The organism is Clostridium sp. OS1-26, from assembly GCF_030915445.1.
Lineage (GTDB): Bacteria > Bacillota > Clostridia > Clostridiales > Clostridiaceae > Clostridium_AM.
The window spans coordinates 4593393-4617816 of record NZ_CP133264.1; the positions used below are offsets into that span (position 1 = coordinate 4593393).

General features: G+C 32.6%; 19 protein-coding genes, 3 pseudogenes and 1 riboswitch. Of the genes and pseudogenes, 1 reads left to right on the forward strand and 21 read right to left on the reverse strand.

Going from position 1 to position 24424, the window contains the following annotated elements; genetic code table 11:
* The 17 genes and pseudogenes from RCG18_RS22790 to RCG18_RS22870 all read right to left on the reverse strand — a co-directional run bounded on the left by RCG18_RS22790 (window position 1) and on the right by RCG18_RS22870 (window position 18051).
* On the reverse strand, window positions 1-447 hold the full coding sequence (locus tag RCG18_RS22790; RefSeq protein ID WP_308038277.1) for a EutP/PduV family microcompartment system protein: 447 nt from the start codon (window positions 445-447) through the stop codon (window positions 1-3).
* Entirely contained in the window at window positions 444-797 is a 354-nt protein-coding gene (locus RCG18_RS22795; RefSeq protein WP_308038278.1) for a BMC domain-containing protein, read from the reverse strand. Before RCG18_RS22795 ends, RCG18_RS22790 begins: the two co-directional genes overlap by 4 nt.
* Before the next feature lie 162 nt (window positions 798-959).
* Window positions 960-1913 carry a choline TMA-lyase-activating enzyme gene (cutD, locus tag RCG18_RS22800; protein WP_308038279.1) on the reverse strand — a complete coding sequence of 318 codons (954 nt, stop codon included), beginning with the start codon at window positions 1911-1913 and terminating at the stop codon, window positions 960-962.
* A gap of 121 nt (window positions 1914-2034) precedes the next feature.
* Window positions 2035-4575: a choline trimethylamine-lyase gene (gene cutC / locus RCG18_RS22805; RefSeq protein WP_308038280.1), complete on the reverse strand. Its 2541-nt coding sequence runs from the start codon at window positions 4573-4575 to the stop codon at window positions 2035-2037.
* A gap of 105 nt (window positions 4576-4680) precedes the next feature.
* Window positions 4681-6149 (reverse strand): annotated as a pseudogene (locus RCG18_RS22810) (acetaldehyde dehydrogenase (acetylating)).
* A gap of 32 nt (window positions 6150-6181) precedes the next feature.
* Complete coding sequence (locus RCG18_RS22815; RefSeq protein ID WP_211140976.1) at window positions 6182-6490, reverse strand: BMC domain-containing protein; 309 nt, start codon at window positions 6488-6490, stop codon at window positions 6182-6184.
* Between the two features lie 25 nt (window positions 6491-6515).
* Window positions 6516-6812, reverse strand: a complete 297-nt coding sequence (locus tag RCG18_RS22820; protein ID WP_308038281.1) for a BMC domain-containing protein — start codon at window positions 6810-6812, stop codon at window positions 6516-6518.
* Between the two features lie 62 nt (window positions 6813-6874).
* Window positions 6875-7141, reverse strand: a complete 267-nt coding sequence (locus RCG18_RS22825; RefSeq protein WP_308038282.1) for a hypothetical protein — start codon at window positions 7139-7141, stop codon at window positions 6875-6877.
* Entirely contained in the window at window positions 7128-8129 is a 1002-nt protein-coding gene (locus RCG18_RS22830; RefSeq protein ID WP_374118970.1) for a hypothetical protein, read from the reverse strand. Before RCG18_RS22830 ends, RCG18_RS22825 begins: the two co-directional genes overlap by 14 nt.
* 629 nt (window positions 8130-8758) lie before the next feature.
* Window positions 8759-9589, reverse strand: a complete 831-nt coding sequence (locus tag RCG18_RS22835; protein ID WP_308038284.1) for a MerR family transcriptional regulator — start codon at window positions 9587-9589, stop codon at window positions 8759-8761.
* A gap of 117 nt (window positions 9590-9706) precedes the next feature.
* Window positions 9707-10848, reverse strand: a pseudogene (locus RCG18_RS22840) (1-propanol dehydrogenase PduQ).
* A 251-nt stretch (window positions 10849-11099) separates the two neighbouring features.
* Complete coding sequence (locus RCG18_RS22845; protein WP_308038285.1) at window positions 11100-12185, reverse strand: uroporphyrinogen decarboxylase family protein; 1086 nt, start codon at window positions 12183-12185, stop codon at window positions 11100-11102.
* Between the two features lie 3 nt (window positions 12186-12188).
* Window positions 12189-12896 (reverse strand): corrinoid protein, encoded by a 708-nt coding sequence (locus RCG18_RS22850; RefSeq protein WP_308038286.1) that lies wholly within the window; start codon window positions 12894-12896, stop codon window positions 12189-12191.
* Between the two features lie 117 nt (window positions 12897-13013).
* Window positions 13014-14738 (reverse strand): ASKHA domain-containing protein, encoded by a 1725-nt coding sequence (locus RCG18_RS22855; RefSeq protein WP_308038288.1) that lies wholly within the window; start codon window positions 14736-14738, stop codon window positions 13014-13016.
* A 249-nt stretch (window positions 14739-14987) separates the two neighbouring features.
* Window positions 14988-16135 (reverse strand): annotated as a pseudogene (locus RCG18_RS22860) (double-cubane-cluster-containing anaerobic reductase).
* A 232-nt stretch (window positions 16136-16367) separates the two neighbouring features.
* Window positions 16368-16661 carry a DUF2325 domain-containing protein gene (locus tag RCG18_RS22865; RefSeq protein ID WP_308038289.1) on the reverse strand — a complete coding sequence of 98 codons (294 nt, stop codon included), beginning with the start codon at window positions 16659-16661 and terminating at the stop codon, window positions 16368-16370.
* 247 nt (window positions 16662-16908) lie between these two features.
* On the reverse strand, window positions 16909-18051 hold the full coding sequence (locus RCG18_RS22870) for an aldo/keto reductase (RefSeq protein ID WP_308038291.1): 1143 nt from the start codon (window positions 18049-18051) through the stop codon (window positions 16909-16911).
* A 229-nt stretch (window positions 18052-18280) separates the two neighbouring features.
* Here RCG18_RS22870 and RCG18_RS22875 point away from each other — a divergent pair, with 229 nt between their 5' ends.
* Window positions 18281-19048 carry a 3'-5' exonuclease gene (locus tag RCG18_RS22875; protein WP_308038292.1) on the forward strand — a complete coding sequence of 256 codons (768 nt, stop codon included), beginning with the start codon at window positions 18281-18283 and terminating at the stop codon, window positions 19046-19048.
* Between the two features lie 44 nt (window positions 19049-19092).
* Window positions 19093-19199, reverse strand: a riboswitch (SAM riboswitch).
* 60 nt (window positions 19200-19259) lie between these two features.
* Here RCG18_RS22875 and infC read toward each other — a convergent pair.
* The 4 genes from infC to RCG18_RS22895 form a co-directional block, all read right to left on the reverse strand.
* Window positions 19260-19766 carry a translation initiation factor IF-3 gene (infC, locus tag RCG18_RS22880; protein ID WP_308042091.1) on the reverse strand — a complete coding sequence of 169 codons (507 nt, stop codon included), beginning with the start codon at window positions 19764-19766 and terminating at the stop codon, window positions 19260-19262.
* Window positions 19767-20050: 284 nt separating this feature from the next.
* The gene (locus RCG18_RS22885) at window positions 20051-22051 is read right to left on the reverse strand and encodes an ABC transporter ATP-binding protein (protein WP_308038294.1); all 2001 of its coding nucleotides are present in this window, start codon (window positions 22049-22051) and stop codon (window positions 20051-20053) included.
* 84 nt (window positions 22052-22135) lie between these two features.
* Window positions 22136-23863, reverse strand: a complete 1728-nt coding sequence (locus tag RCG18_RS22890; protein ID WP_308042092.1) for an ABC transporter ATP-binding protein — start codon at window positions 23861-23863, stop codon at window positions 22136-22138.
* Between the two features lie 30 nt (window positions 23864-23893).
* Window positions 23894-24346 (reverse strand): MarR family transcriptional regulator, encoded by a 453-nt coding sequence (locus tag RCG18_RS22895; protein ID WP_308038295.1) that lies wholly within the window; start codon window positions 24344-24346, stop codon window positions 23894-23896.
* Between the last annotated feature and the right edge of the window lie 78 nt (window positions 24347-24424).

Sequence of the window (24424 nt, forward strand, 5' to 3'; positions counted from 1 at the left end):
TTACTCCTTACCTTTTTCAAATAAATACTTCTTTAAGGCATCAATTCCTGTTCCCACTTTAAAACTAATATGAAAATATGGTTCCGTTACTCCTATATTCTTTAACTGTCTCAAAGATTTCTCTTCATTTTCAGGCATTAAATCACACTTTGTTATCACTCCAATTACAGGACATCTAAAAGATTTTGCAAATCCATAAGAGTATATTTCTGTACAATTGGATTGATCAATCAATATAAGTACATGAGATGCATCCTGGGATGCTGCAATTATATGTTTATACATCCATGTATTCTCTAAATAGGAGCCTGGAACATCAATGGTATTTTTACCATAAATTAAATCTGGTGTTCGCCTTAATGGACCATCATAATCATTTAATGCATTAACTAATGTAGTTTTACCACATCTTGAAGGTCCAATTACCATTATGCGTTTTTTTCTCATGTTCTTGTAATGGGAGCAGGAGTAAATCCAAGCATACTCTTTAGCGTATCATTTACTGCGCAAAGTGCTGTTTCAACACTTTGAACATCACCATTTATTACAACAGAACCTGTAAACCGATCAAGGAATCCGATTTGTACATCAGAAGCCTTTGTAGCAATATCTGCTGCAATAATAGCACTTTCATAGGGAGAAAGAGTTAAAATGCCTATTGCTCCCCTTTCATCAATTCCAAGACGTTCATATATATCAGGCATTGGCGATGCAATAACATGAGCTATAGTAATCTGTTTCCCTGGAACTGACTCTTGTATAATACGCTGTATATTTCTATCAGAAAAATCTCCCATAAACCTTACCTTCCATCTTAATTATCTATTTGAAAATTATTTAATGAAACTCCTTCTCCTTTGTCGAATGAGTACACGCTGTGTAAGCGACTATCACCAAATCAAAGATTTGAGATATCTGCTTAACCCATTCACACAAAATCATAGATTTTGGTTCTCTGCTTAATGACGAATTACTTTTGCAGATAAATCGTATTTTTTAATCCAGCTTTCTATTCTATCTAAATCTTCATCTGTTAAGCTTGGATCATTTTTTATAGGATATTCCATTCCTAATTGGTTGTATTTATTTACACCCATTTTATGATATGGAAGTAGATCAATTCCCTTAAAGTTTCTGTAATCTTTATATGTCTTTAAAAATTCCATTGTTCTCTCAATGTCTTCTTGGTGATCATTTAAGCCTTTAAGTAATGGCATACGAATTTTTACATTATATTTGCGGCGAAGTAATTCTTTAAGATTATCTAAAATCAATTCGTTTCTCACACCAGTTAACTGAAAATGTCTATCTGAATCAATATGCTTAATGTCAAATAGGAATAAATCTGTGAACTCCGCGACCTTAAGTACTGATTCCAGTTTTGCGTAACCACATGTTTCAATTGCAGTGTTTATCCCCTCTTGCTTACATGCCATCAATAAACTGCTTGCTGCTTCAGGCTGCATTAAAACTTCACCGCCACCTAATGTAACTCCACCACCAGAAATTTCATAAAAAGTTCTATCTTCTTCTACGATTTTTAAAAGTTCAGAGATGGTCTTTACTTCTCCAACTATCGATATAGCAGATTTAAGGCAGGCATCCTTACACTTACCGCATCCAATACAACCAATATCATGGTTAACCTCATGCTTTAAGGTTTCCTTGGAGATAGTGTGTATCCCTGCAGGGCACACAGAAACACATGCCCCGCAGTCAACACATAAATTACTTTTAAGCATAACCCTATGTTTTTTAATTAATCCCTCAGGATTTGCACACCATTTACATCTAAGAGGGCAACCCTGAAAAAATATTAAAGTTCTTACTCCATCTCCATCATACATATTGTATTTTTGTATATTAAAAATCGTCGCTTTTCGTTCGATTATACCTAAAGTTCCATTACTCATATTCTTCATTCTCCAATTTTATTTACCTTGATTTTTAATATATGTCCTTAAATGAAACTCCTTCTCCTTTCAGTCGAATGAGTAAGCAATTCACTGCAAATCAAAGATTTGAGTTCTCTGCTTAGAAGTGTGTAAGCACAGTTCTGCTTATGATTTCATCTTGAACATCTTTACATAACTCAACAAAGAATGCACTATATCCAGCAACACGAACTATTAAATCACGATATTGTTCTGGATGCTTTTGAGCTTCAAGTAGAGTATTGTTATCTAAATAGTTGAACTGCATTTCTCCAAGCTGAAGTGCACATGCACTACGTAATAATGTAATGATTCCTTGTTCACCTTCTGGTGTATCAAGAAGCCCAGCTATTAACTTAAAGTTATGAACCATACCTATATTCATATCTTCACAAGACATTTTAGAAACAGACTTAATTATAGCAGTAGGTCCTTTATAATCTGATCCCTGCGATGGACTTATACCATCTGATAAAGGTAACCATGCGTTACGTCCATTTGCAGAAGCTCCAGTTAACTGTCCAAATGGAGTGTTGTTTGAGATTGATAAAGTACCATGGCTAAGTACTGAATATAATGTCTTATATTTACGGTGCTCTTGTTCAGTAAAGTTGATTAAATCAGCAGCAATTAAATCTGCATAATCATCATCATTACCATACTTAGGTGCTTCTAAACAATCTTTTCTTAGTTTTTCATATCCAACAAAATCAGCTTTTAAAGCTTCGTTCATTTCTTCTAGAGTGTATTTCTTATCTTCAAATACTAACTTCTTTATAGCTGCCATAGAATCTGTATAAGTAGCAAGACCGCTCCATACTACTCCAGGTCCGAAGTTATACATAGCTCCACCTGCTTCTACTCCTCTACCTTTTTCCATACAGCCTTCATACATCATAGACATAAGTGGCTTTGGTGCAAGATCTCTGTGAACACGTTGAGAAATTACTGTAGCAACACTTGTCCATTTAGTAATATATTTAATTTGCTCTTTAACAGCTGATTCAAACTGCTCGTAAGTTTTAAAGCTGCTTAAATCTCCCATGTCAGGACATACTTGCTTGCCATACCATAGTGGCACACCATGGTTAAGCACAAGTTCTATACATATAGGCCATTGAGTGTATCCTGTAGAAGTCCATTGATATAATCTTCCTGACTTCTGAGGCTCAACACAGCCCATTAAGCAGTAATCTCTTGCATCTTCTATAGAGACACCTTTAGCTAACATCATTTTTATATGAACATCGTCAAAGTGACATGCTGGGAATCCCATACCTGCACGAATAACTTCAACTATCTTTTTAAGATATTTCTGTGGTGATCCTTTGTGTATACGACATGCTAAAGATGGTTGATATATTTTAACATGACGAACTGCATCCATTAAAAGGTATGTTAATTCGTTTGTAGCATCTCGACCTTCTCTAGTAACACCACCTAAGCACATATTAACGAATGGTTGGTAACCTGCGAAGAATTTAGAACCACCTTCACTTGTTATCCACATCATTTCAGACATTTTTATAAGCATACAACCTGCTAATTCAAAAGCTTCAAAATCAGTCATACGTCCAGCTTCTAAATCATTTTTGTAGAATTCATACATGTATTGGTCAACACGTCCTATGGACATACCTGTTTGATTTTCTTCAACTACAAGTAAGGATTCTATAGTCCAAACTGCTTGTATTGCTTCCCAGAAAGTACTTGGCTTATGTGCTGGTACTCTAGCATTTACTTCAGAAATCTTTAGTAACTCAGCCTTACGCTTAGGATTAGTTTCCTTTGCAGCAAGCTCAGCTGCGTAGTCTGACATACGTTTAGCGTATATCATAACACCCTCAGCGGTATCTATTAATGACTTATAGAAGTAGATTTTATCTATATCTTCTGGATTTTCATAGCTAAGGTGAGTCAATTTTTCTTCTGATTCTCTCTTTATATCAAGCATACCTTTTTTCATTAATATAACGTCATATCCTGGGTTAGAGTCTCCTCCGCCATTTACTGCGTGATATGAACAATCCGAAACAAAGGATTCACCTGAAAGTTCCCATACTCCAGCTTCGCGGTACTGATCTTCGCAGAACTCATCAACAGATTTTCCCTTCCAAAATGGGAATAACTCTTCACGCATAACTCTCTTATCTTCTTCTGATATATAGAATGGGTCCTGTGGACGATTTCCTATTGTATCAATTTCATCTACCATCCATCTCCAAGCTATATCAGGAGAAAATGCTCCTGCACGAGGCTGTCCATTTGGTGCTCCAACGATAAGTTCGTTGTCTTGAATTAAAAGTGGTGCAGTTTCGCAGCAGTGTTTAAAACATTTACCACGTAAAACTGATTTAGGAATACCAGGGTTTTCTTTAGCTATTTCAGTAATAGCTCTTGCACGATGAGTTGTTATAGTTGGAACATGTTTTAAATAAGTTTCCTTTAACTTAACTAAACGTTCTGTTATTCCATCAGGAATTTGACCATTATTGTCAACTACAACATGTGTATGAGCTGGTTCTTCTTTCACTATTTCTTTAGAAACTTTTTCAAACATTTTCATTAAACCAGCACGTTCTTCTTCAGACAAGTTTCTAGTAGCTTCCATAAATTTATTTGAAAAATCACGAATATCCAATTTATTACCTCACATTCTTTAACTTATTTTTTAAATGAAACTCCTTCTCCTTATTAGTCGAATGAGTAAGCGATTCACTACAAATCAAAGATTTGAGTTCTCTGCTCATTTTAAGTCCTTCATAATTTTCCTTAAGACATTCTCTAATAACTTAAGGTTATCTTCATCTTTTGCATTTAATTTATTTCCTTCAGTGTTTATAGTTTTAGTAAGTTCCTCTACCCTGCGAACTCCATATCCAACTTTGCGCAGATAAATTAAGTTCATAGGCGAAACGTTATCCGAAGTCATTCCATCCCCTGCAGAACCACTGCCTAAAGTCATTGAAGGAAATAAGTTTGTAGTTGCTCCCATACTTCCAAAAGTTCCTGGAGTGTTAACAAGCACTCTTCCAACAGGTTTTTTTAGTGCAAATTGACGAATTACTTCCTCATCCTTTGAATGTATGATGAGTGTATGTCCCTGTCTCTCACTAAGCAATAATTCTATACACTTTTCACAAGCATGCATCCAGTCCTCTTCTATATAAAAAGCTAGTACAGGACAAAGCTTTTCTCTTGAGTAAGGATTGTTTTGAAAAACAAATTTCTGCTTGGAGATAAGGACCTTTGTATCTTCTGGAACAGTAAAGCCAGCATTTTTAGCCAGAAACTGTGGTGATTTTCCAATCATCTCTAAGTCTGGGCTTCCATCTTTATAAAAGAATATAGATGCTAACTTTTCCGCTTCCTCTTCTGTCATAAAATATGCACCGTTCTTTTGAAGCTCTTCTTTTACTTCCGCTACGATACAACTGTCAACAACAATTGATTGTTCAGCGGCAGATACAACTCCATAATCAAAATTCTTGCTGTCAATAATATCTTTTGCAGCTTGTTTTATATCCGCTGTACGTTCTATAAAGGCTGGACCGTTTCCATTGCCTCCATAAATTACTGGTTTTCCAGATTTATAAGCTGCTCTTAGCATTTCGGGAACTCCTGTATTCATTATGAGAGAAGTATCTTTATGATTCATAAGTTCTAATGAACCGCTTTTAGTTACTGTATGTAGATACGCAAGCGTACCTTCTGGAAGTCCTGCTCTCTCCGCAGCTCTAATCAAAATATCAATTGTTTTAAAAATTGTATTTTTAGCTCTTGGATGAGGTGAAAATATAATCGCATTTCCTGATTTAATTGAAATTAATGCCTTATATATAGTTGTAGAAACAGGACTAGTTGATGGGCAAAAGGCTATAATAACACCCATTGGCACTCCAACATCCATTGTACTGTTCACTTTATCTTCATTAATGATACCTACACATTTCATATCCTTAAGTCTACTTTTCAGATACTTGCATACAAAGTGATTCTTGATATACTTATCTTCCCACTTTCCATATTCAGTTTCTTCATTAGACATTTTTGCAAGTTCCATTAAATGCTTTTCAATCTCTTCAGCCATAGCTTCAACTATCTCATCAAGTTTTTCTTGTGGGAAGGTTGCTAGTTTTTTTGCGCCTCACGAGCATTTTCAACAAGAATTCTGGCTTCCTGCATGGAGAGTAAATCGTTATCAATAATATTCACTTTTCTCTCCTCCTTTTAGGAAAATTTACGTTTTATTCTGTTACAAGATTTGTAATAGCATATCTTTTTATTATTTTTTCAAGATCTGGGTGTGGGCTTGGAATAACTATGGAACTATAAAGATTTCCACCTTCCATTCCTTCAACTGCTGCAACACCAGCTTCTACAGCTGCTTTACAAGCACCAACATCTCCTTTAACTAATACAGATATATATCCTGATGCAACATTTTCATATCCTATAAGTTCAACATTTGCTGCTTTGCACATAGCATCTGCTGCTTCTAAAGCAAAAACCAAACCAAAAGTTTCAATTAACCCTAAAGCTTCATATCTTGCCATATGTATATCCTTTCCCTTCTATCTTTTATAAATCAATATCGTGTACTGAAACAATATCTCCAACTGCTCTAATAGGACGCGGCATAACATTATGAGCTGTTAATTTACCAATAGCTGCCGCTGCCTCAGCACCTGCTTCTACAGCAGCTCTTACTGCACCTACATCACCTTTTACCATAATAGTTACAAGCGTTGAACCAACATTTTCATATGAAATTAATTCCACATTAGCTGCTTTAAGCATTTTGTCTGCAGCCTCAAGCGCAGGAACTAATCCTATTGTTTCTACAAGACCTAAAGCCTCATTTCCATAATATCTCACTTTTAAGTCCTCCTTCCCTATTCTCATCTCATATACATTTTTAATAAACTTTACTACCTATTTTAGTCTTTAATATATTTGTTTATAGTAGCAGCACCTTCTTCATGTGCATGGTAGTAAACCTTTAACTCTTTATTTTCATCTAATTCAAATCTTGTTTCTTCAATAAGGCCATTTGCTTCAGCTGTCATTAAAGCTGTTATCACTGCTTTTTTATTTAAAGCCTTAAAGCTGCCATACTCTCCCTTTAAAGCATTTATAACGTCATCCACACAAGCTTCATCAACTTTTGTAAAATATTTTAAAATTGCATAATTAAGCGGCTTCATTTGCTCCTACCCCCTTCTTTCTGAATAAATCCAATGGATTCATAGCTATTACAAGAATTCCGAACATCATTGTTACAGCAGCAATCCAAACGATTGGAGGTAATGCCCATCCATCCATACCACTTATTACTCCAAGAACTATCCAGCAGCAAAACGGACCCCAGAAGGAGAATGTACCATTACAAGCCATACCAAGTGCAGCACCACACATACTGTTACCGTTATACCAGCTCATGTAGGAAACAAAAGCACAGAGACCACTTAAGACAAACCATATCATTGCAGGTCCACTTGTAAATGCTTGAACAGCTAAACCAGCTGAAGATTTAATTCCACCACCAAATATCATTCCAAATACAGGTACTAATATTATTAAATTTGAAAGTCCTGATGTTGCTTGACGGATTGTGATACCGATTTCTGAGTCGATCATAGATGTACCATATCCAGCCACACAACCTTCAAATCCCCATCCAAGTGCTGCAATAAATGCGATACAAAGTCCAAAGAACATTCCCTTAGGGGCATCTCCACTAATACTAGTGCTGCCAATCATGAAACTAGATAAAACACAGATACCAATACCAAGCATCATACGCTTGTTTAATTCTTGTTTAAATAATATTCTTCCTAGAATAGCACCAATAGCTGGGCAAAGAGCAGTAATTGGAATAACAATTGAACCAGCCATTTTTAAAGCTACAACATAAGCTGTACTTGAAATTGGTCCTCCGATAAGAGCAGCTAATATCATTACTGCACCTGGCTTAGTTTTAAGGCATCTAAAGAAATCTCCAAGCTTACCTTTAACAGTTGCATAACCCATTGCCCAAATAGCACTACAAGTATCGTTTACAGCACTACCAAGAGCACCAAGCACATATGTAATAACTAACGCTGATAAACCTGCTGTATTAGCACCATACCAGTCACCCCAAACTCCTTTTGTCATCCCTAGTGTCAAAAATGCTGAGTAGAATCCGTACATAAGACCTGAAAAAAGAGCAATTGTAATACCTTTTCTTAAGAAATCCGATGATAATTTGTTTTTGCACGAATTGCTTCTAAGTTTACCTTTTGGGAAACTTCTTTCATGAAATAAAACCCCTTTCGCTTATATGCTTAATACTTTTTGAATTAAATAGAAATTTATAACTGAATATATTTTAGAATTGTTATAATTTGGGAACATTTTATTTTTAAACTATTGAAAACTTTTCATTTTATATCTTGTAGGTATGTTACTCTTAAATAAATTATAGGCTGTTCCCTATAGGGTAAAGTCAATATATATTTACAAAAATATTTGTATATAATTTAAAAACTTATAATTGTTTGAAATTTTATAATTTTAGATATAATTCAAACTTCATAAAATTAGGTATATCAGTTCTTCAGACGATAAATACAAAAATATATCAATACCAATAATATTTTTTTCATTCAATATCATTATAATATTTTTACATTAAAGTAAATATAATCCTCATATTATTCGTTTATACTTTCCCCTAGGGGCAACGTTTTCAATGCCAAAATGTTAACATAAAAAGTGCATGAAAGTTTCAACATTAAAATGTTGGAACCTTCATGCACTTTTTATGCATCATTATAACCTTAATTTTCTCTCTTGACTTTAATCAAAACTTCCGTTACAAATTTATCTACATTTTTAGTTGTCCAATAATCTGTTACATATCTTTCATAGGACTCTTCAGAACATATATAACCATATTTTTCCGTCCATGCCTGTATTTTTTTATATGTTTCATTAATTGTTTCATGAGCTCCTATATGATAACAAGCAGCTACTATACAGCCACCAAATTCAATACTTTCTTCCTCTTTACACTTTAAAATCGTCTCCTGCATTATTTTCATCTTACTACATTTTCCATTAATTTTATCTTCGAAAGACGGAAAACATATAATTACAGGACCTGTTATTGCATTATTTATTCTATCAATGTAATTGTTAAACTCTATATTAATTATAGAATCCATATAATCATATTTAAAATCTTGATCTAAAAAGGTTAAGGTACGATTATCTATATATTTTATAGCAACATTGCTAACATTATTTTCAATTACCATCTGTGCTTCAACTATAAGGTCATGCCAATCTTTAACGGATCTTATTTTTAAATTTATTTCCCTCTCAAGTTCTTTTAATTCATCAATCTTTTTTCTAAAGCTTTTATCAAAAAAATCATAAGTTGTTCCTTCTAAGAACTCTCTCATTTCCTCTAGCTTAAATCCACTCTGTTTGTAATATTTTATTATTGGCACAGATAATAAATTTTTCTTGCCATAATATCTGTAACCGCTTTCATCTGCTACTTTATCAGGAGATAATATACCCATTTTGTCATAATATCTTAGTGCTTTTTTTGTTATTTTGCATATTTCTCCGACTTTTCCTATTGAATACAATTCATTTCCCATCTAAATCCCCCTTATTTTGTGATATTTTTAATTATATTTTAATTCAACTAATTTTTCAATATTTTCGAAAAAATATAAAAAAACCACCCATAAATGGGTGGTATAAAATACAATCTTTTATCCCAAAACTTTATCCAAAAGTTTTAATAAATCTTCTCTTGTCGCTTCTCTAGGATTCGCTGTTGTACATATATCATTAAGAGCCGCGTTAACAATTTCTTCTCTTGATGCTTGAGCCAAATTCATATCGGCACCTTGTTCTTTAAATGTTGTTGGAATCGTCAATGTCTTTTTAAGTTCAATAATGCTTTTTATTAGATTATTAACACCAATATGTACATTTGGTGCATGTAACTTCAATAGTTTTGCAAGTCTTTGATATTTTTTAGCTGCTATGTCATATTCAGTACTAAAGGCCGATTTGTTCAAATTAGCATTATACTCAATGACATAAGGAAGTATAATAGCATTACTTCTTCCATGAGAAATATGTAATTTCCCACCAACAGCATGAGCTATACTATGAGTAATTCCAAGTCCAGCTGCATTAAAGGCCATACCAGCAAGGCATGACGCATTGTGAAGTTTTTCTCTTGCTACTATATCGTTTCCATCAGCATAAGCCTGTGGTAAAAATCTAAAAGCTAAAGTGAAAGCTTTTTCTGCAAGAGCATCTGAAAAATCAGTGGCATTCTTTGAAACATAGGCCTCTATAGCATGTGTAATTACATCCATTCCTGTATCAGCAGTTATAGCCTTCGGTACAGTTTTTACCAGTTCAGGATCCAAAATAGCAACTGTTGGAAGAAGAGATTTATCTGCAAGAGCATATTTTAATCCCTCTTGTTTATTTGTAATTACTGCATATTCAGTTACCTCAGAGCCTGTACCACTTGTAGTAGGTATAGCGTAGAAATCCTCTATAGAAGACACTCCCCCAGTAACTTTTTTGCATATTCTCTCATAGCCTTAGCTCCATCAATTGATGAACCTCCACCAAGAGCTATCATAACTTGTATATTACAACTTTGTAACTTTTGAATACCAGCAGCAATAATCTCTACAGATGGATCAGGTACAATATCGCTGTATATAGCTACTTCACAATCAACAAGTTTTTCTTGTATTTTTGCAGCCACACCTGAAGTTTCCATAAATTTATCACATACAATTAATACTCTTTTATTTTTAATCTCCTTTAGTCTATCTAAAGAACCTTCTCCAAAATAGACATTTGTGTTAATACTAAATTCTTTCATATACATAATCTCCTATTTTAAAATGAAACTCCTTCTCCTTTGTCGAATGAGTAAGCGATTCGCACAAAATCAGAGATTTTGGCTCTCTGCTTAAAAGTAATTAAGATATGAATGAATTAGTTATTCTTTAATTTAAATATAAAATTAACCCCAAATTATAACAGTTAAAATAAATCTATTATAAACTTTACTTAATGTATTATACCATATTGAATTAATAATACAATACTATTCCAACAGATTGATAAAAATTATACAAAAAAATTTAAAGTATTCTTTAATTCTTCAATATCAACAGGATAACCAATTTCTCTAGCTGTATCCATCATAATTTGTATATTTTGCAGTGGTGTCTCTACTGGAAGACTACATCCAGACATTATAGCATACCCTTTTGGGCTATCATACCCTTGTAGCACACAATTAATAACTGCATCTCTGATTTCCTTATGAGTACCAGCATACATAACATTAGATGGATCTACATTACCAAGTATCCGCATTTTATCTCCTAATGCTGCTTTAGCTTCAGCCAAGTTTACCATATTGTCCATACTAAAACCAGCTACGCCTGAGGACGCTAATTTACCTATTGCCGGCCAAATTTTTTCTGTCTTTCCGCATATATGAAGCACTGTTCCTTTCCCTCTTGATTGAATGAATTCAATTAGTCTTTTCAAATAAGGAAAACAGAAAGTTTCAAAATGTTTTGGATTTATTATAGTACAGGATGCTAATGGTTCTGATATAGTAGGAGTCAAGCCTAAATCAATAATTACTTTTGCATATTCAATACAGCTTTGAAGGGAAATTTCACAAAGCTTATGTATGGCTTCTGGATTTTTAAAAAATAGCTTTGTCATCTTTTCTATTCCTATTAAAAAGAAGGCATTTGAAAAAGGTCCTACAACACCAGCAGAACAGGGCACTTCTTTTCCGAGTGCATCGACTAAATATTTCATAGCATCTACAAAAACAGGAAGTCTCCCATCTTTAAATGGATCTGCCACTTTAAGTTTACTTATATCTTCAATATTATCTATTGCAGGTCTTGCTAAATCTGCTGTATTATCTTCTGGAAGATGAACTTCTGCTCCCATAGCTTCTGCCCAAACATATAAGTCTGTAAATACTCTAACTCCATCCATGCCAAATCGTCTATATGCTGAAATTTGTGCATCTGCAATAGTTTTTCCATTTGTATTAAACTCTGAAATCTTGCATCCATGAATGCGAGCTACTCCATTCGCTATATTAGGATTGCAAGGGAGTCTGTCTACTAATTGTCCCTTGCTTAATGCAACAGCCCTTTCTATGGGTGTCATTTGATCTATCATCTTTTATGCCCCCTGTACTAAAGTGCTGTCATTATCCTTAGCTGTTTTATCTCCCTTTGATATTGTAATTACTAAATCTTTAGCAAATTTTGCAGCTTTTGAAGCATCTGTGGTATATCCATCAGCACCTATTTTAGTAGCAAAACTCTGAGAAATAGGACCTCCACCAATCATAACTTTAATCTTATCTTTTAATCCTTCTTCTTTTAGGATATTTATAACTTCAGCCATTCCTTCCATTGTAGTTGTCATAAGGGTAGAAAGAACAATAACATCTGCTTTAACTTCCTTAGCTTTATTAACAAATTCTCTAGGAGGCACATCTCTACCCATATCTATAACATCAAAACCTTCAGTTTCCATCATTATTTTAACCAAATTTTTTCCTATATCATGTGTATCTCCTTGAACAACACCAATTACAACCTTATGTTTATCATTAATATCCCTTTTTTCAAGATGAGGTCTTAAAACATCTAGTCCAGCATACATAGCATCTGAACACATTAATAATTCTGGAATATAGTATTCTTCTTCCTCATAAAGCACACCAGCTCTATTCATTCCATCTGCTAAACCTTTATCAATTGCATCATAAGCACTAATTCCATTTTCAATGGACATTTTTGCAACCTCAACAACCTTTTCCTCTTCCATTTCAACAACTGAATCAGATAATTCTTTAATTAAATTTTCTTTTAAATCACTCATGTTTATATCTCCTTTTTAATTTAATTTTTTATAAGTTTAAAGTAATTCAGTACTCCATATTATTGAATTTTTCATCTTTAATGGATAATAACGCTATTAAAAATTTATATTACTGCACTAAAAATTAAGTGCACTTATGAAGCTATCTTGAAAATCTTCTCTAGTAGAGAGTTCTACAACCTCTACATTTTTCTTTATCTTGCTCATCTCTTTAAGCTTCTCCTTGTTAACTAGTGCAATTCTTGCACCTTCAATAGAGGAATTTCCTACAAAAGTAATTTCGCCCTTAAATCCCTTTGGAATAAGTCCTATAGTTTTTATGCTTTCAGGGTTTATATGATATCCAAAGGCTCCCGCTATTACCACTTCATCTATATTTTCTATACTTGTATTTATTTGCTTAAGAAGCATGGTTACCCCAGCAGCAATAGCTCCTTTAGCTAATTGCACTTCTCTAATATCTTTTTGCGATATGTAAACATCATCAGTAATATAAAATTTTTTATCCCTCAGTCTATCTTTAATTTTTTCCGGTAAGTCTTTATTGAATCTTCCTGTTGATAAAATGATATTATGTTTAACTAAGCCTGCAATTATGTCAATAAGCCCACTTCCACAAATACCTTTTGCACTAGTATTTCCTATGGTTGAATAACTCATATTTAAGTCATCATCTATATCGAAAGTATCTAGAGAACCTTCCTCAGCCCTCATACCACAAGATATATTCATACCTTCAAGGGCAGGCCCTGCAGCAGTTGAAGATGCCGCCATCTTACCGTCACATATAGTAACTATTTCACCATTTGTACCAATATCTATGAATATAGAAGGTTGACTCTTACTTTGAAAATCTATGGCTACTATTCCAGCCATTATATCAGCGCCAACATAAGAAGATAATGAAGGAAGCATTGTTAAGATTCCTACTGAATTAACCTCTATTTCCAATTGTTTAGCGTGAAAATTAAGCTTATCCAAAAAAACTGATCTATAAGGAACTGTAGCTATGGCGTCTGGTATAACCCCTAAAAAAAGATGGAGCATAGTAGTATTAGCTGATATTACAACTCTGTATATGTCATCTGTACAGTATTTATCTTCTACAAGGTCTTCTATTATTACATTTATTTTTTTTCTTATGCAGTTACTTAATGTATTTATTCCATTTTCAATTGTCATGCAATAGGTTATCCTTGATATAACATCTGCTCCAAACTCCGTTTGTGGATTTAAGGCTGAAACTTTATTTAAAACTTCTCCATTCTCCATATTTACAAGATAAGCTGAAAGCCCTGTAGTTCCTATGTCTACAGCAACTCCTAGAAGACAATCTATTTTTTCTCTTATGTCAATAATAGTATCTTTATGTAAAATTCCATAGAATTCTTTAATTTCATTCCTTTCAAGTAAACCAATCTTTTTTAGCACATTGATATTTTTAAATTTATATTCAACTGTATCTTTATAAGGAATAAAATTTTTCTCATCTATATTAGGCAGCTTAATTTTTTTCATGCTGCTGTCAATTTCAACATCAATAGAAAAACCCCTATTAATTGTCTTTAAATTTTTATCTTCGTTCAAAAGCTCAATATTCACATCGCCTTTTACTCTTGCAATACAAGCAAGCCTCATGTTCTCTTCATTAGTATGCCTAAGTTCATCCTGAGTTTTAGGATATAATTCTCCAAAAGCTCTAACTTTACACTTACCACATTTTCCCACAGAATTGCATGGTGTTTCTATTTTAAGCCCTGCTTTTCTTATAGAATCTATAAGTTTAGTACCTTCCTCTACTTCTATAGATATATCTTCGTTAACAAATCTAATCTGCGGCATCTTTATTCTCCTTTGCTGAGTAAATTTACAATTCCAAACTAAATGTAGTGAAAACCTTATCCAAAAGGAAAATACTAAAAAAGCCTGCATACCTATTGTATTAGCATAAAAAGGTATAATACAACAATTATCACTAAATTGAATAAGAGTCTTCACTATAATTTAATTTATTTATAGTTATATGTAATTTAAAAGGAGCTTATGACCATTAATGTCACTTGCTCCACAAAGAACACCTTCTAACAAGAATTATAGCATTTCTATAAAGGCAGCTATTCTGGTTTTGATTTGACCTACATCTGTTTGGGAATAATCTGTTTCTATACTCATGTAAGGCAAATTTTTATTTTCATTGACAAATCTTTTTATATTATAGGATTCTACACTATATGTATGGCAAGCTTGAAGTATAACATCTATAACACCATCAACTTTATAATCCTCAATCAACTCCGATAGAAGATTTATTCTGTTATCATTTGGAGTCATGCATGAGCATCCTATGTTTAAGTATTTATCTGCTAAAGCATCAATAGGATCAATATTCTCATCTACCAACCTGCTTATTTCTTTTACTCCTGTACAATTTTCGTAGCAAACAACGACTCCACCATTTTCTTCAATAGCATTTACAATTTTTTCTGTTGCATCTCCCATAGGACATCCAGTAATAAGTATTCTTTTGCATTTGGCGAAACTTTTCTTTCTCCATCCTCATATTTAGCTTTAGCTTCTTTTACAAGCTGATTAAGCTCTGTTATTTCGACTTCTTTGTCCCACTTAAATGACGCTCCATTTAAAACCCTCAACATTTCTAATCCTGTTATAGGTGGAGGACACATTTTCCCTAGTTCATAAAATTCTTTTAACGCTAGTCTCTCTTTATTTCGAATCTTAATTGCTTCCTTTATTTTTTCTTCAGTTATCTCCACATTAAAATCTTTTTCTAGCTTATCTTTTAGTTTAAAAATTTCATTTTTCCAAAGTCTATAGCTGTCTTCTCCCTTAGATGTTTGAGGCAATTGCATTACGTGAATATTTTTAATTTCCCCTAAATATTCATACATTTTCTTTTTACCATCACATGTAGTTTCACCAACGATTAAATCTGAAAAATAAAAATAAGGGCACTTATCAGTGATGGCAAAGCCATAACTAGACTTTATTAGTGGACACAAATTTCTTGGTAGATGCTTTTCTGCATCAGCTATTGTTTCATCACTTTTAGCACAAAGTGATACTGCTACAGCACCAGAGGCAGTTATGATCTCCCAAGGTGTATAAGTACAGAAAGTTCCTACAACCTTTCTTCCTTCATCTTTTAAATTTTTAATTGTTATGAATCCTTTTTTTCTTGATTCACTGAAGTCATCAAATATCTTAGGTAAATCGTTCATAAATAACAGTCTCCCATCCCGTTTATTTCTATATAACACATTTTAACACAAATTCATTACTAAAATTATTTGTATTACTTATAGATTCTGAGATTCTTATTAGAAAATATTATACTTACTATTTATAAAATCAGAAATAATAAAAGATTAAACTAAAAGTAGTTAACTTGGCATTTAGTTTAGTCTAATTTATTAATAAACTATTTAATAACATTATTGCTAGCAAAATTATTTAAATTTCTAAAAAATTATTTATTTCTTGTTCCATATAGGACCATGATCTTTTGGTAAATATCATCTTTGTTTTAACATCTTTTAACTTTTCTTTTGTATTTTTCATAATACAGTGACTTATATAATCTACCAATACTATAACTAAATCAGCTCTATCTATTCTTAGCAGAATATCTCCTCTTCTATCGCCACCTTTTCTACCACTTATATGCTCAATATTCTTAAAACCCTTCTCATATAACTTACAGGGAATACTTCCAAGGTTATCTCCTCCAATAATTAAAGCACTCACACTATCACCCTACCCTTACATTATTTTTCATTTTAAAATAATTTTTTATATTAATAACAAATTATACAATTAATATTGATAACAATTCTCAATATCAATTGTATCACATTTTTTATTGTTTTTAAATAACAAATATTCTTAAAAGTTCTTACTTTGCAAACAAGCAGCAAAAGCAAGAATAAGTATCATATAAAATAAACCATAACATCTTTGCTTCTGCAAATTTGTCATGGTTTATAAAATATTATTATACAGTTATATCATTAGTACCCTTCTCTTCCCATGATGCAATTTCCTCTAACCTCTTAATAATATGAAGATGTTGAGTACACTCACCCTCGCATTTGCCACATTTTATACAGTCTGCTGCAAACTTTTTGCCATTCATGGTATAATTCCAGTATTCTAAACCGTAAATAGACTTTATCATTTCTTCATCGCTTTTCTTGAACATTTGTTTTTCATTATAGAAAAGCATATACCCCGGTATGTTTATTTCCATTGGACAAACCTTGCAATAGCCACAGCCAGTACAAATCTCATTCATATTTTTGCCTAGTTTACTTTTTAGAATATTAGTATCTTCTTCTGTAAATGGTTTTCCCTCATCTGCAATTCTGCAAGCTTCATCAATATCCTGTTTATTTCCAAAACCTATCAATGAAATAGTAATTTGCGGGCTTGTGATATTAAATCTTAATGCCAATTCGGTAGCTGTCTCTCCTTCTGAAGTCAAAAATGATAATTCTTTTTCATGGTTTGGAATAGAACCTCCACTAAGTGGGTTCATAGCTACTACTCCATATCCATTTTTATTTGCATGCATAACTCCATTCCATCTATAAGAAAAGTTTAATATATTTATGCCCATTGTAACTCCATCAAATTTGTTTTCATTCAATATTTCTGTTACTTGATCTCCTGGTTGGTGTGATGAAAAAACAATATGATCTATTAAACCTGCTTCCTTACATTTTAAGAGGCCTTCATATTGACCGCCTGGTCTCATTGCTAGTTCATAGTGTTCCATTTTTCTAATACACCATATGTGGTAAAAATGAATCTTAGGGACTCCTAGCCTTTCCAAGGATTTTTTGACTCCCTCTATAGCTTTTTCAGCAGTATCAAAAACTGTAGGTCTTCCTTTAGTGGAAACATAAAAGTCTGTTTTTCCCTCTTTAATCATTTGCCTAAAGGCTATTCCCAATATATCTTCACTTCTTCCATCGCAATATCCCGGTGCAGTATCAAAATAATTAATTCCTTTACTATAGGCATATTTAATTAATTCAGCATTTTCTTCATTACTTTTGCTTAAATCAAATCTAAGTCCTCCAAATCCAACTACGGAAACATTCTTATCAGTTGTACCATACTTAGTATATTTCATTTGTTTTCCCCCTTTATTAAATCAAACAATAATTAAAAAACTATAAGCTCCAGCCTCGGAACTCTATACTAATGATAAGTATACATTATATTTTATTCAGGCACAACAAAGAGAAAATATAGATAGCGAAGTCAGAAACACTAGTATTTTTTTATAATAATCAAAGGTATACTATAGATATATAATTTGTTACATATTAAATTTCGAAATGTACTTGAAAGGGAATATTATGAATTACATAGTATTTGATTTAGAATTTAATCAGGAATATAGTCCTGTAAAAACAAATAAAAATACAAAATGCCCCTTTGAAATAATTCAGATTGGTGCAGTAAAACTTGATAGAGAGCTTAAAACAATCGCTACTTTAGATATTCTGGTTAAGCCTGAAATATATCCTATTCTTAATCCTTTTGTTCAAGAAATGACTAGTATAACAATTGATCAATTAAGTAAGGCTAAACCATTTACAGAGGTTTATAAAGAGTTTCTTGAATTTGTAAGAGGACAGGATAATGCCTTATGCACATGGGGAATAGTTGATATAAAAGAATTATTTAGAAATTTAGAGTATTATGATTTAAATACATTCTTAATTCCAAGAAATTATATAAATCTTCAATTATACGCTTCTAGATACCTGGGTTGTCCTAAAGGAATCAGTATAGGATTAAAAAAAGCGGTAGAATTGTTAGAAATTTCTTTTGATGATGGATTTCATAATGCTTATTATGATGCCTATTATACATCAGAAATTTATAAAAAAATCTATAATAAAAATATTAAAACTAATATATATAAATCTCATAAAGATATAAAATTAGATCGACATGAGAATTCAAAAAAGAAAATTGATACTTATAAATTAATAAAACAATTTGAAAAAATGTTTAATAGAGAAATGACCCTAGAAGAGCAGAAGATAATTAAGTTAGCCTACATGATGGGAAAAACAAATCAATTTCAAATTAAAAATGGAGAAAACGAGGTCAAATAAAAATCTTCTTGCAGATACCCTGCAAGAAGATTAAGTTTACTTCTAACTTATCATTTTTATGTACTACACCTTCTGTAATTAGCACCTTAAAGCAAAATCTCTAGGTTGCTGGACACTATCAGGCCAGTCCCTTAATCTCTTTTGATAAGAAAGTTTTATACTTTATTGTACACATAGCAAGAAACTCGCTAATTATTATCAATATAATTTATTATTTTTTCGGAGCTAAAATCAAAATCATATTGTTTCCCTCTAATTTAGCTGGTTTCTCAATTGTACCAACATCTCCTATCTTAGAGACAAACATATCAAAAACTTCTTTTCCTACATGAGTGTAATTGTTTTGTCTTCCTCTAAATCTAATTGATACTTTAACTTTATTCTCATTTTGTAGGAATTTTTTAGCGTTATTAGCCTTAACATCTATATCATGTTCTTCAATATTAGGACTCAATCTTATTTCTTTAATATCAATAGTTTTTTGTTTCTTTCTATTTTCCTTTTCTTTTTTACTTTGTTCATAAAGGAATTTATTATAATCCATTATTTTACACACTGGTGGATTAACTGCTGGAGAAATCATTACTAAATCCAGATTTCTTTCTATAGCCATCTTTAATGCTTCGCTAGTAGAAATTATTTGAGTATCCTCTTCTCCCACCAATCTTATCTCTTTTGCTCTAATATTTTCATTTAAATTTGCATTTCTATTTATAATGCAACACCTCCAAATTTTTGTTTTATACGCATATCTTTATATATAGTTATTATTTACGATACTATATATTCCTACTCTTTCAATTTAAACATTTATATAGTTTAATTTATCATAATGCTTATTTATTGCTATGTGTACTTGTTTAATCCTACCATTATCTTATAATAAAGTCTATCTTTTTCGAGTTTAATTGCAGAAATATATTATAATTTATTTAAAATAAAAAACTGCACAGAAAAATCTGCAGCAGTTTTCTATTTATATATTAATGACATTAATTACAGTTAAATAGCCTGTTCGTCTAGATTTTTACCTGTGAATTGACTATTGTAAAGATCAGCATAAAAGCCTTCTTTATCAAGGAGTTCATTATGGTTGCCTTGTTCAATAATCCTACCATTGTTCATTACAAGTATTAAATCTGCATCTCTTATTGTAGATAATCTATGAGCTATAACAAAGCTGGTCCTTCCCTTCATAAGGTTAGTCATAGCCTTCTGTATCTGAACCTCAGTTCTTGTGTCAACACTACTTGTTGCCTCATCGAGAATTAGTATTGCAGGGTCAGCGAGTATAGCACGAGCAATAGTTAAAAGCTGCTTTTGACCTTGTGATATATTAGATGCTTCCTCATTTAGCACTGTATTGTATCCTTCTGGAAGAGTTCTAATAAAGTGGTCAGCATGAGCAGCCTTTGCTGCTTTGATGATATCCTCATCTGTTGCACCTCTGCGTCCATAAGCAATGTTATCTCTTATAGTACCATTAAAAAGCCATGTATCTTGAAGTACCATACCGAACATAGTACGCAAATCTCCCCGTTTTAAATCCTTAACATCTACACCATCAATAGTAATTTTTCCATCGTTTATTTCATAAAAACGCATTAATAGGTTTATTAATGTAGTTTTACCTGCTCCAGTTGGGCCTACTATTGCTATTGTCTCTCCTTCTTTTACATCTATATTCATATCTTCTATAAGAGTAACATTTTCTTTGTAACCGAATTTAACATTTTCAAACCTAACCTCACCCTTTACTGGTGTTATTACCTTTGTGCTATTATTATCTAAATCTCTTTCTAGTATCTGATTATTTTTAAAGTCAACAATTTTAGCATCCTCTCTGTCTGGAATTTCTTCAACTTCATCTAATAGTTCAAATACACGCTCAGCTGCTGCTATAGTAGACTGAAGAATATTAGCTATATTTGCAGTTTGAACAATCGGTTGCCCGAATTGTCTTGCGTACTGAATAAATGCCTGGATGTCACCAATTTCAATTTTCTTTTTAGTAACAAAAATTCCTCCAACAACACAAACGAGAACATAGCCTATATTGTTAATAAAGTTCATTAAAGGCATAATTATACCAGAAATAAACTGAGCCTTCCATCCTACATTGTACAGTCTTTCATTAATGCTGTTAAACTCATTTATCGATTTTTCTTCATGACCAAAAGCTTTAACTATTTTATGTCCAGTATACATCTCTTCTACATGGCCATTCAGCTCTCCAATAGTTTTCTGTTGTTCTACAAAATATTTTTGTGAACGCTTTGCTATAGTTGTTGTAACAATTATGGATAGAGGCAATGTTATAAGGGTAACAAGTGTCAACGTTACGCTTATTGATAACATCATTACAATGATACCTACTATAGTTACAACTGAAGTGATAAGTTGAGTCAAACTCTGCTGCAAGGTAGTTGATATTGTATCAACATCATTTGTAACACGACTTAATATTTCTCCATGTGTACGTGAATCAAAATATTTAAGAGGTAAACGTGCAAGCTTATTGTTTAAGTCGTTACGCATATTAAATACAGTTTTCTGCGCAACACCAGCCATGATGTACTGTTGAATATAACTAAATGCTGCACTGATAACATATAAACCAATTAGATAAAGTATTATTTGCCCAATATAATTAAAGTCAACACTTGGAACTCCCTGTTGCTTTAATTGAAGTAATAGCTGGGGATTTGCACCTTTTTTTACTGCTGAAGCTGCTGCATTCAACTTTTCATAGTACATATATTTATTCATTAAGCCTTCAAATAGCTTAGTTGTAGCTTTTCCCATTATCTTAGGACTAACAATGCTAAAAATAGTACTTAAAATAGCTGTTATAAACACTACAATAAGATTTATCTTATGTGGCGCTAGGTATTTTATAAGCCTTTTCATCGTTCCCTTAAAGTTTTTGGCTTTTTCTGCTGGCATTCCCATAGCCATACCGCCACCCATAGGACCTCTTCCAGCTTTTCTTTTTTCACCCATAATAATATCCTCCTTCTATGCATAAGGCCAACTAACTTTTAATAGCTTATTATTTTGCTTTAAAAAGTCTAGTGAATATTTGCTTTATGCTAATTCCTCCTCTGATAATTGTGAAGATACTATCTCTCGATATATCTCGCAATCATTTAATAGAGTTTTATGTGTGCCGATTCCTGCAATTCTACCTTCATCTAACACTATAATTCTATCAGCATCTATTACAGTGCTGACTCTTTGAGCAACAATAATTGCTGTTGAATCCTTTATTTCTGGTTTTAAAGCTGCTCTAAGCTTTGCATCAGTTTTAAAATCTAGTGCTGAAAAGCTGTCGTCAAATATAAATATCTCCGGTCTTCTAACAAGTGCACGAGCAATGGCCAGACGCTGCTTTTGCCCTCCAGAAACATTATTACCACCTTGAGCAATCATTGAATCATATCCATCTTTCATATTAGACACAAATTCCGATGCTTGAGCAATTTCTGCTGCATGCCTAATCTCCATGTCATTTGCATCCTCTTTTCCATATTTGATATTGTCAGATATGGTTCCAGTAAACAATACAGCCTTTTGTGGAACAAAACCAATTTTTTTTCTAAGGTTTTCTTGGGACATTTCTCTAATATCCATTCCGTCAACTAAAATACTGCCATTATCAATATCATAGAAGCGAGGTATAAGACTTATTAGTGTGGATTTTCCAGAACCAGTTCCGCCAATAATAGCAGTTATTTCACCAGGTTTTACACTAAAAGAAATATTGCTTATCGCTGGCTGCTCTGCACCGGGGTAACTAAAGGTAACATCCTTAAATTCTATATATCCTCTCTCTTTTTCAGTATTTTTTGCCTCTATAGGGTCATTAATTTCAGGCTTCATATCAAGCACTTCGTTAATTCTTACTGCTGAAGCCTCAGCACGAGGTATCATAACAAACATCATAGAAACCATAATTAAAGAAAACATTATCTGCATAGCATATTGAATAAATGCCATCATATCTCCTACCTGCATTTTTCCGCTATCAATGCGTATTCCACCAAACCAGACTATTGCAACACTTGTAAGGTTCATTATTATTATCATAGCAGGCATTAAAACCGCCATTATTTTATTAACTTTAATAGCAGTATTAGTTAAATCAGAATTAGCTTCAGTAAATCGTATCTTTTCATCATCAATACGATTAAAGGCACGTATTACTCTTATTCCGATAAGATTCTCACGTACAACAAGATTTAACTTATCTAATTTTACCTGCATTGCTTTAAATAATGGAACTCCCTTTGTTGCAACTATCGCAATTATACCTGCAAGAACAGGAATAACTACTACGAGGATAAGTGACAACTCTGCATCTTTTGACACAGCCATAATAATACCACCTATACACATCAGTGGCGCACTAATCATCATACGCAATATTAATATTGTTACTTGTTGTACTTGCATAATGTCATTTGTAGTTCTTGTGATAAGTGACGCTGTACCTACTTTATCGAATTCATTTAAAGAAAAACTTTCTACCCTTGAAAAAACTTTCTTTCTAATGTCTCGGCCAAACTTTGTTGCAACTTTTGATGACAAAAAACTTGCCCAAATTGTACAAACACCACTGACTGCTGCTACAATCAGCATAAATCCACCGATTCTCATTATATAGTTAGTATCTCCCTTGACAATACCAGTGTTAACTATATCTGACATTAATGTAGGGAGGTATAATTCTGCAATGGATTGAAAGAATAAAAGAACTAAAATACCTGTTACAACCGTTGCATATGGCTTTAAAAATCTAAATAATTTAAACATCATTATCATCTCCAATTACTAAAACTATAGTTATATTTCAGTTTTCCTATCGCATACTTTCATAAGATTATCTCTGACTTGCATTAACAATCTACGAAGTAATATTTCTTCCTCTGAGGTAAAATTACTAAAGCAATCCGAATTTATAATCTTCATAACTTCTTTTACTTCTTCGCAAACTTTTTTCCCCTTTTCTGTAATATAAACTCGCGAAATTCGCTGATCAGTAACATCTGCTTTTCGTTCTAAAAGCCCTGCCTTCTCCATCCTATTTAACATGACTGTAGCTGTAGCTGGCTTAATGTTAAGCTCATTTGCCAACTCTTTCTGACTCTGTCCATCTTTCTTATATAATGTAAATAGCATACCTGGTTGACCAGGGTACACCCCTACTTTATCAAGCAATGTATGAGTACGATGATAGTGAAGTTTTATTACTTGAGCAAAAACATGATATAATGAATCATTTTGATAACATTCCATTAAGTCACCTCCAATTTATTTAGTCGTCTAACTGTATTTTATAATATCACTATTCTTTACATCAGTCAATAAACTTAG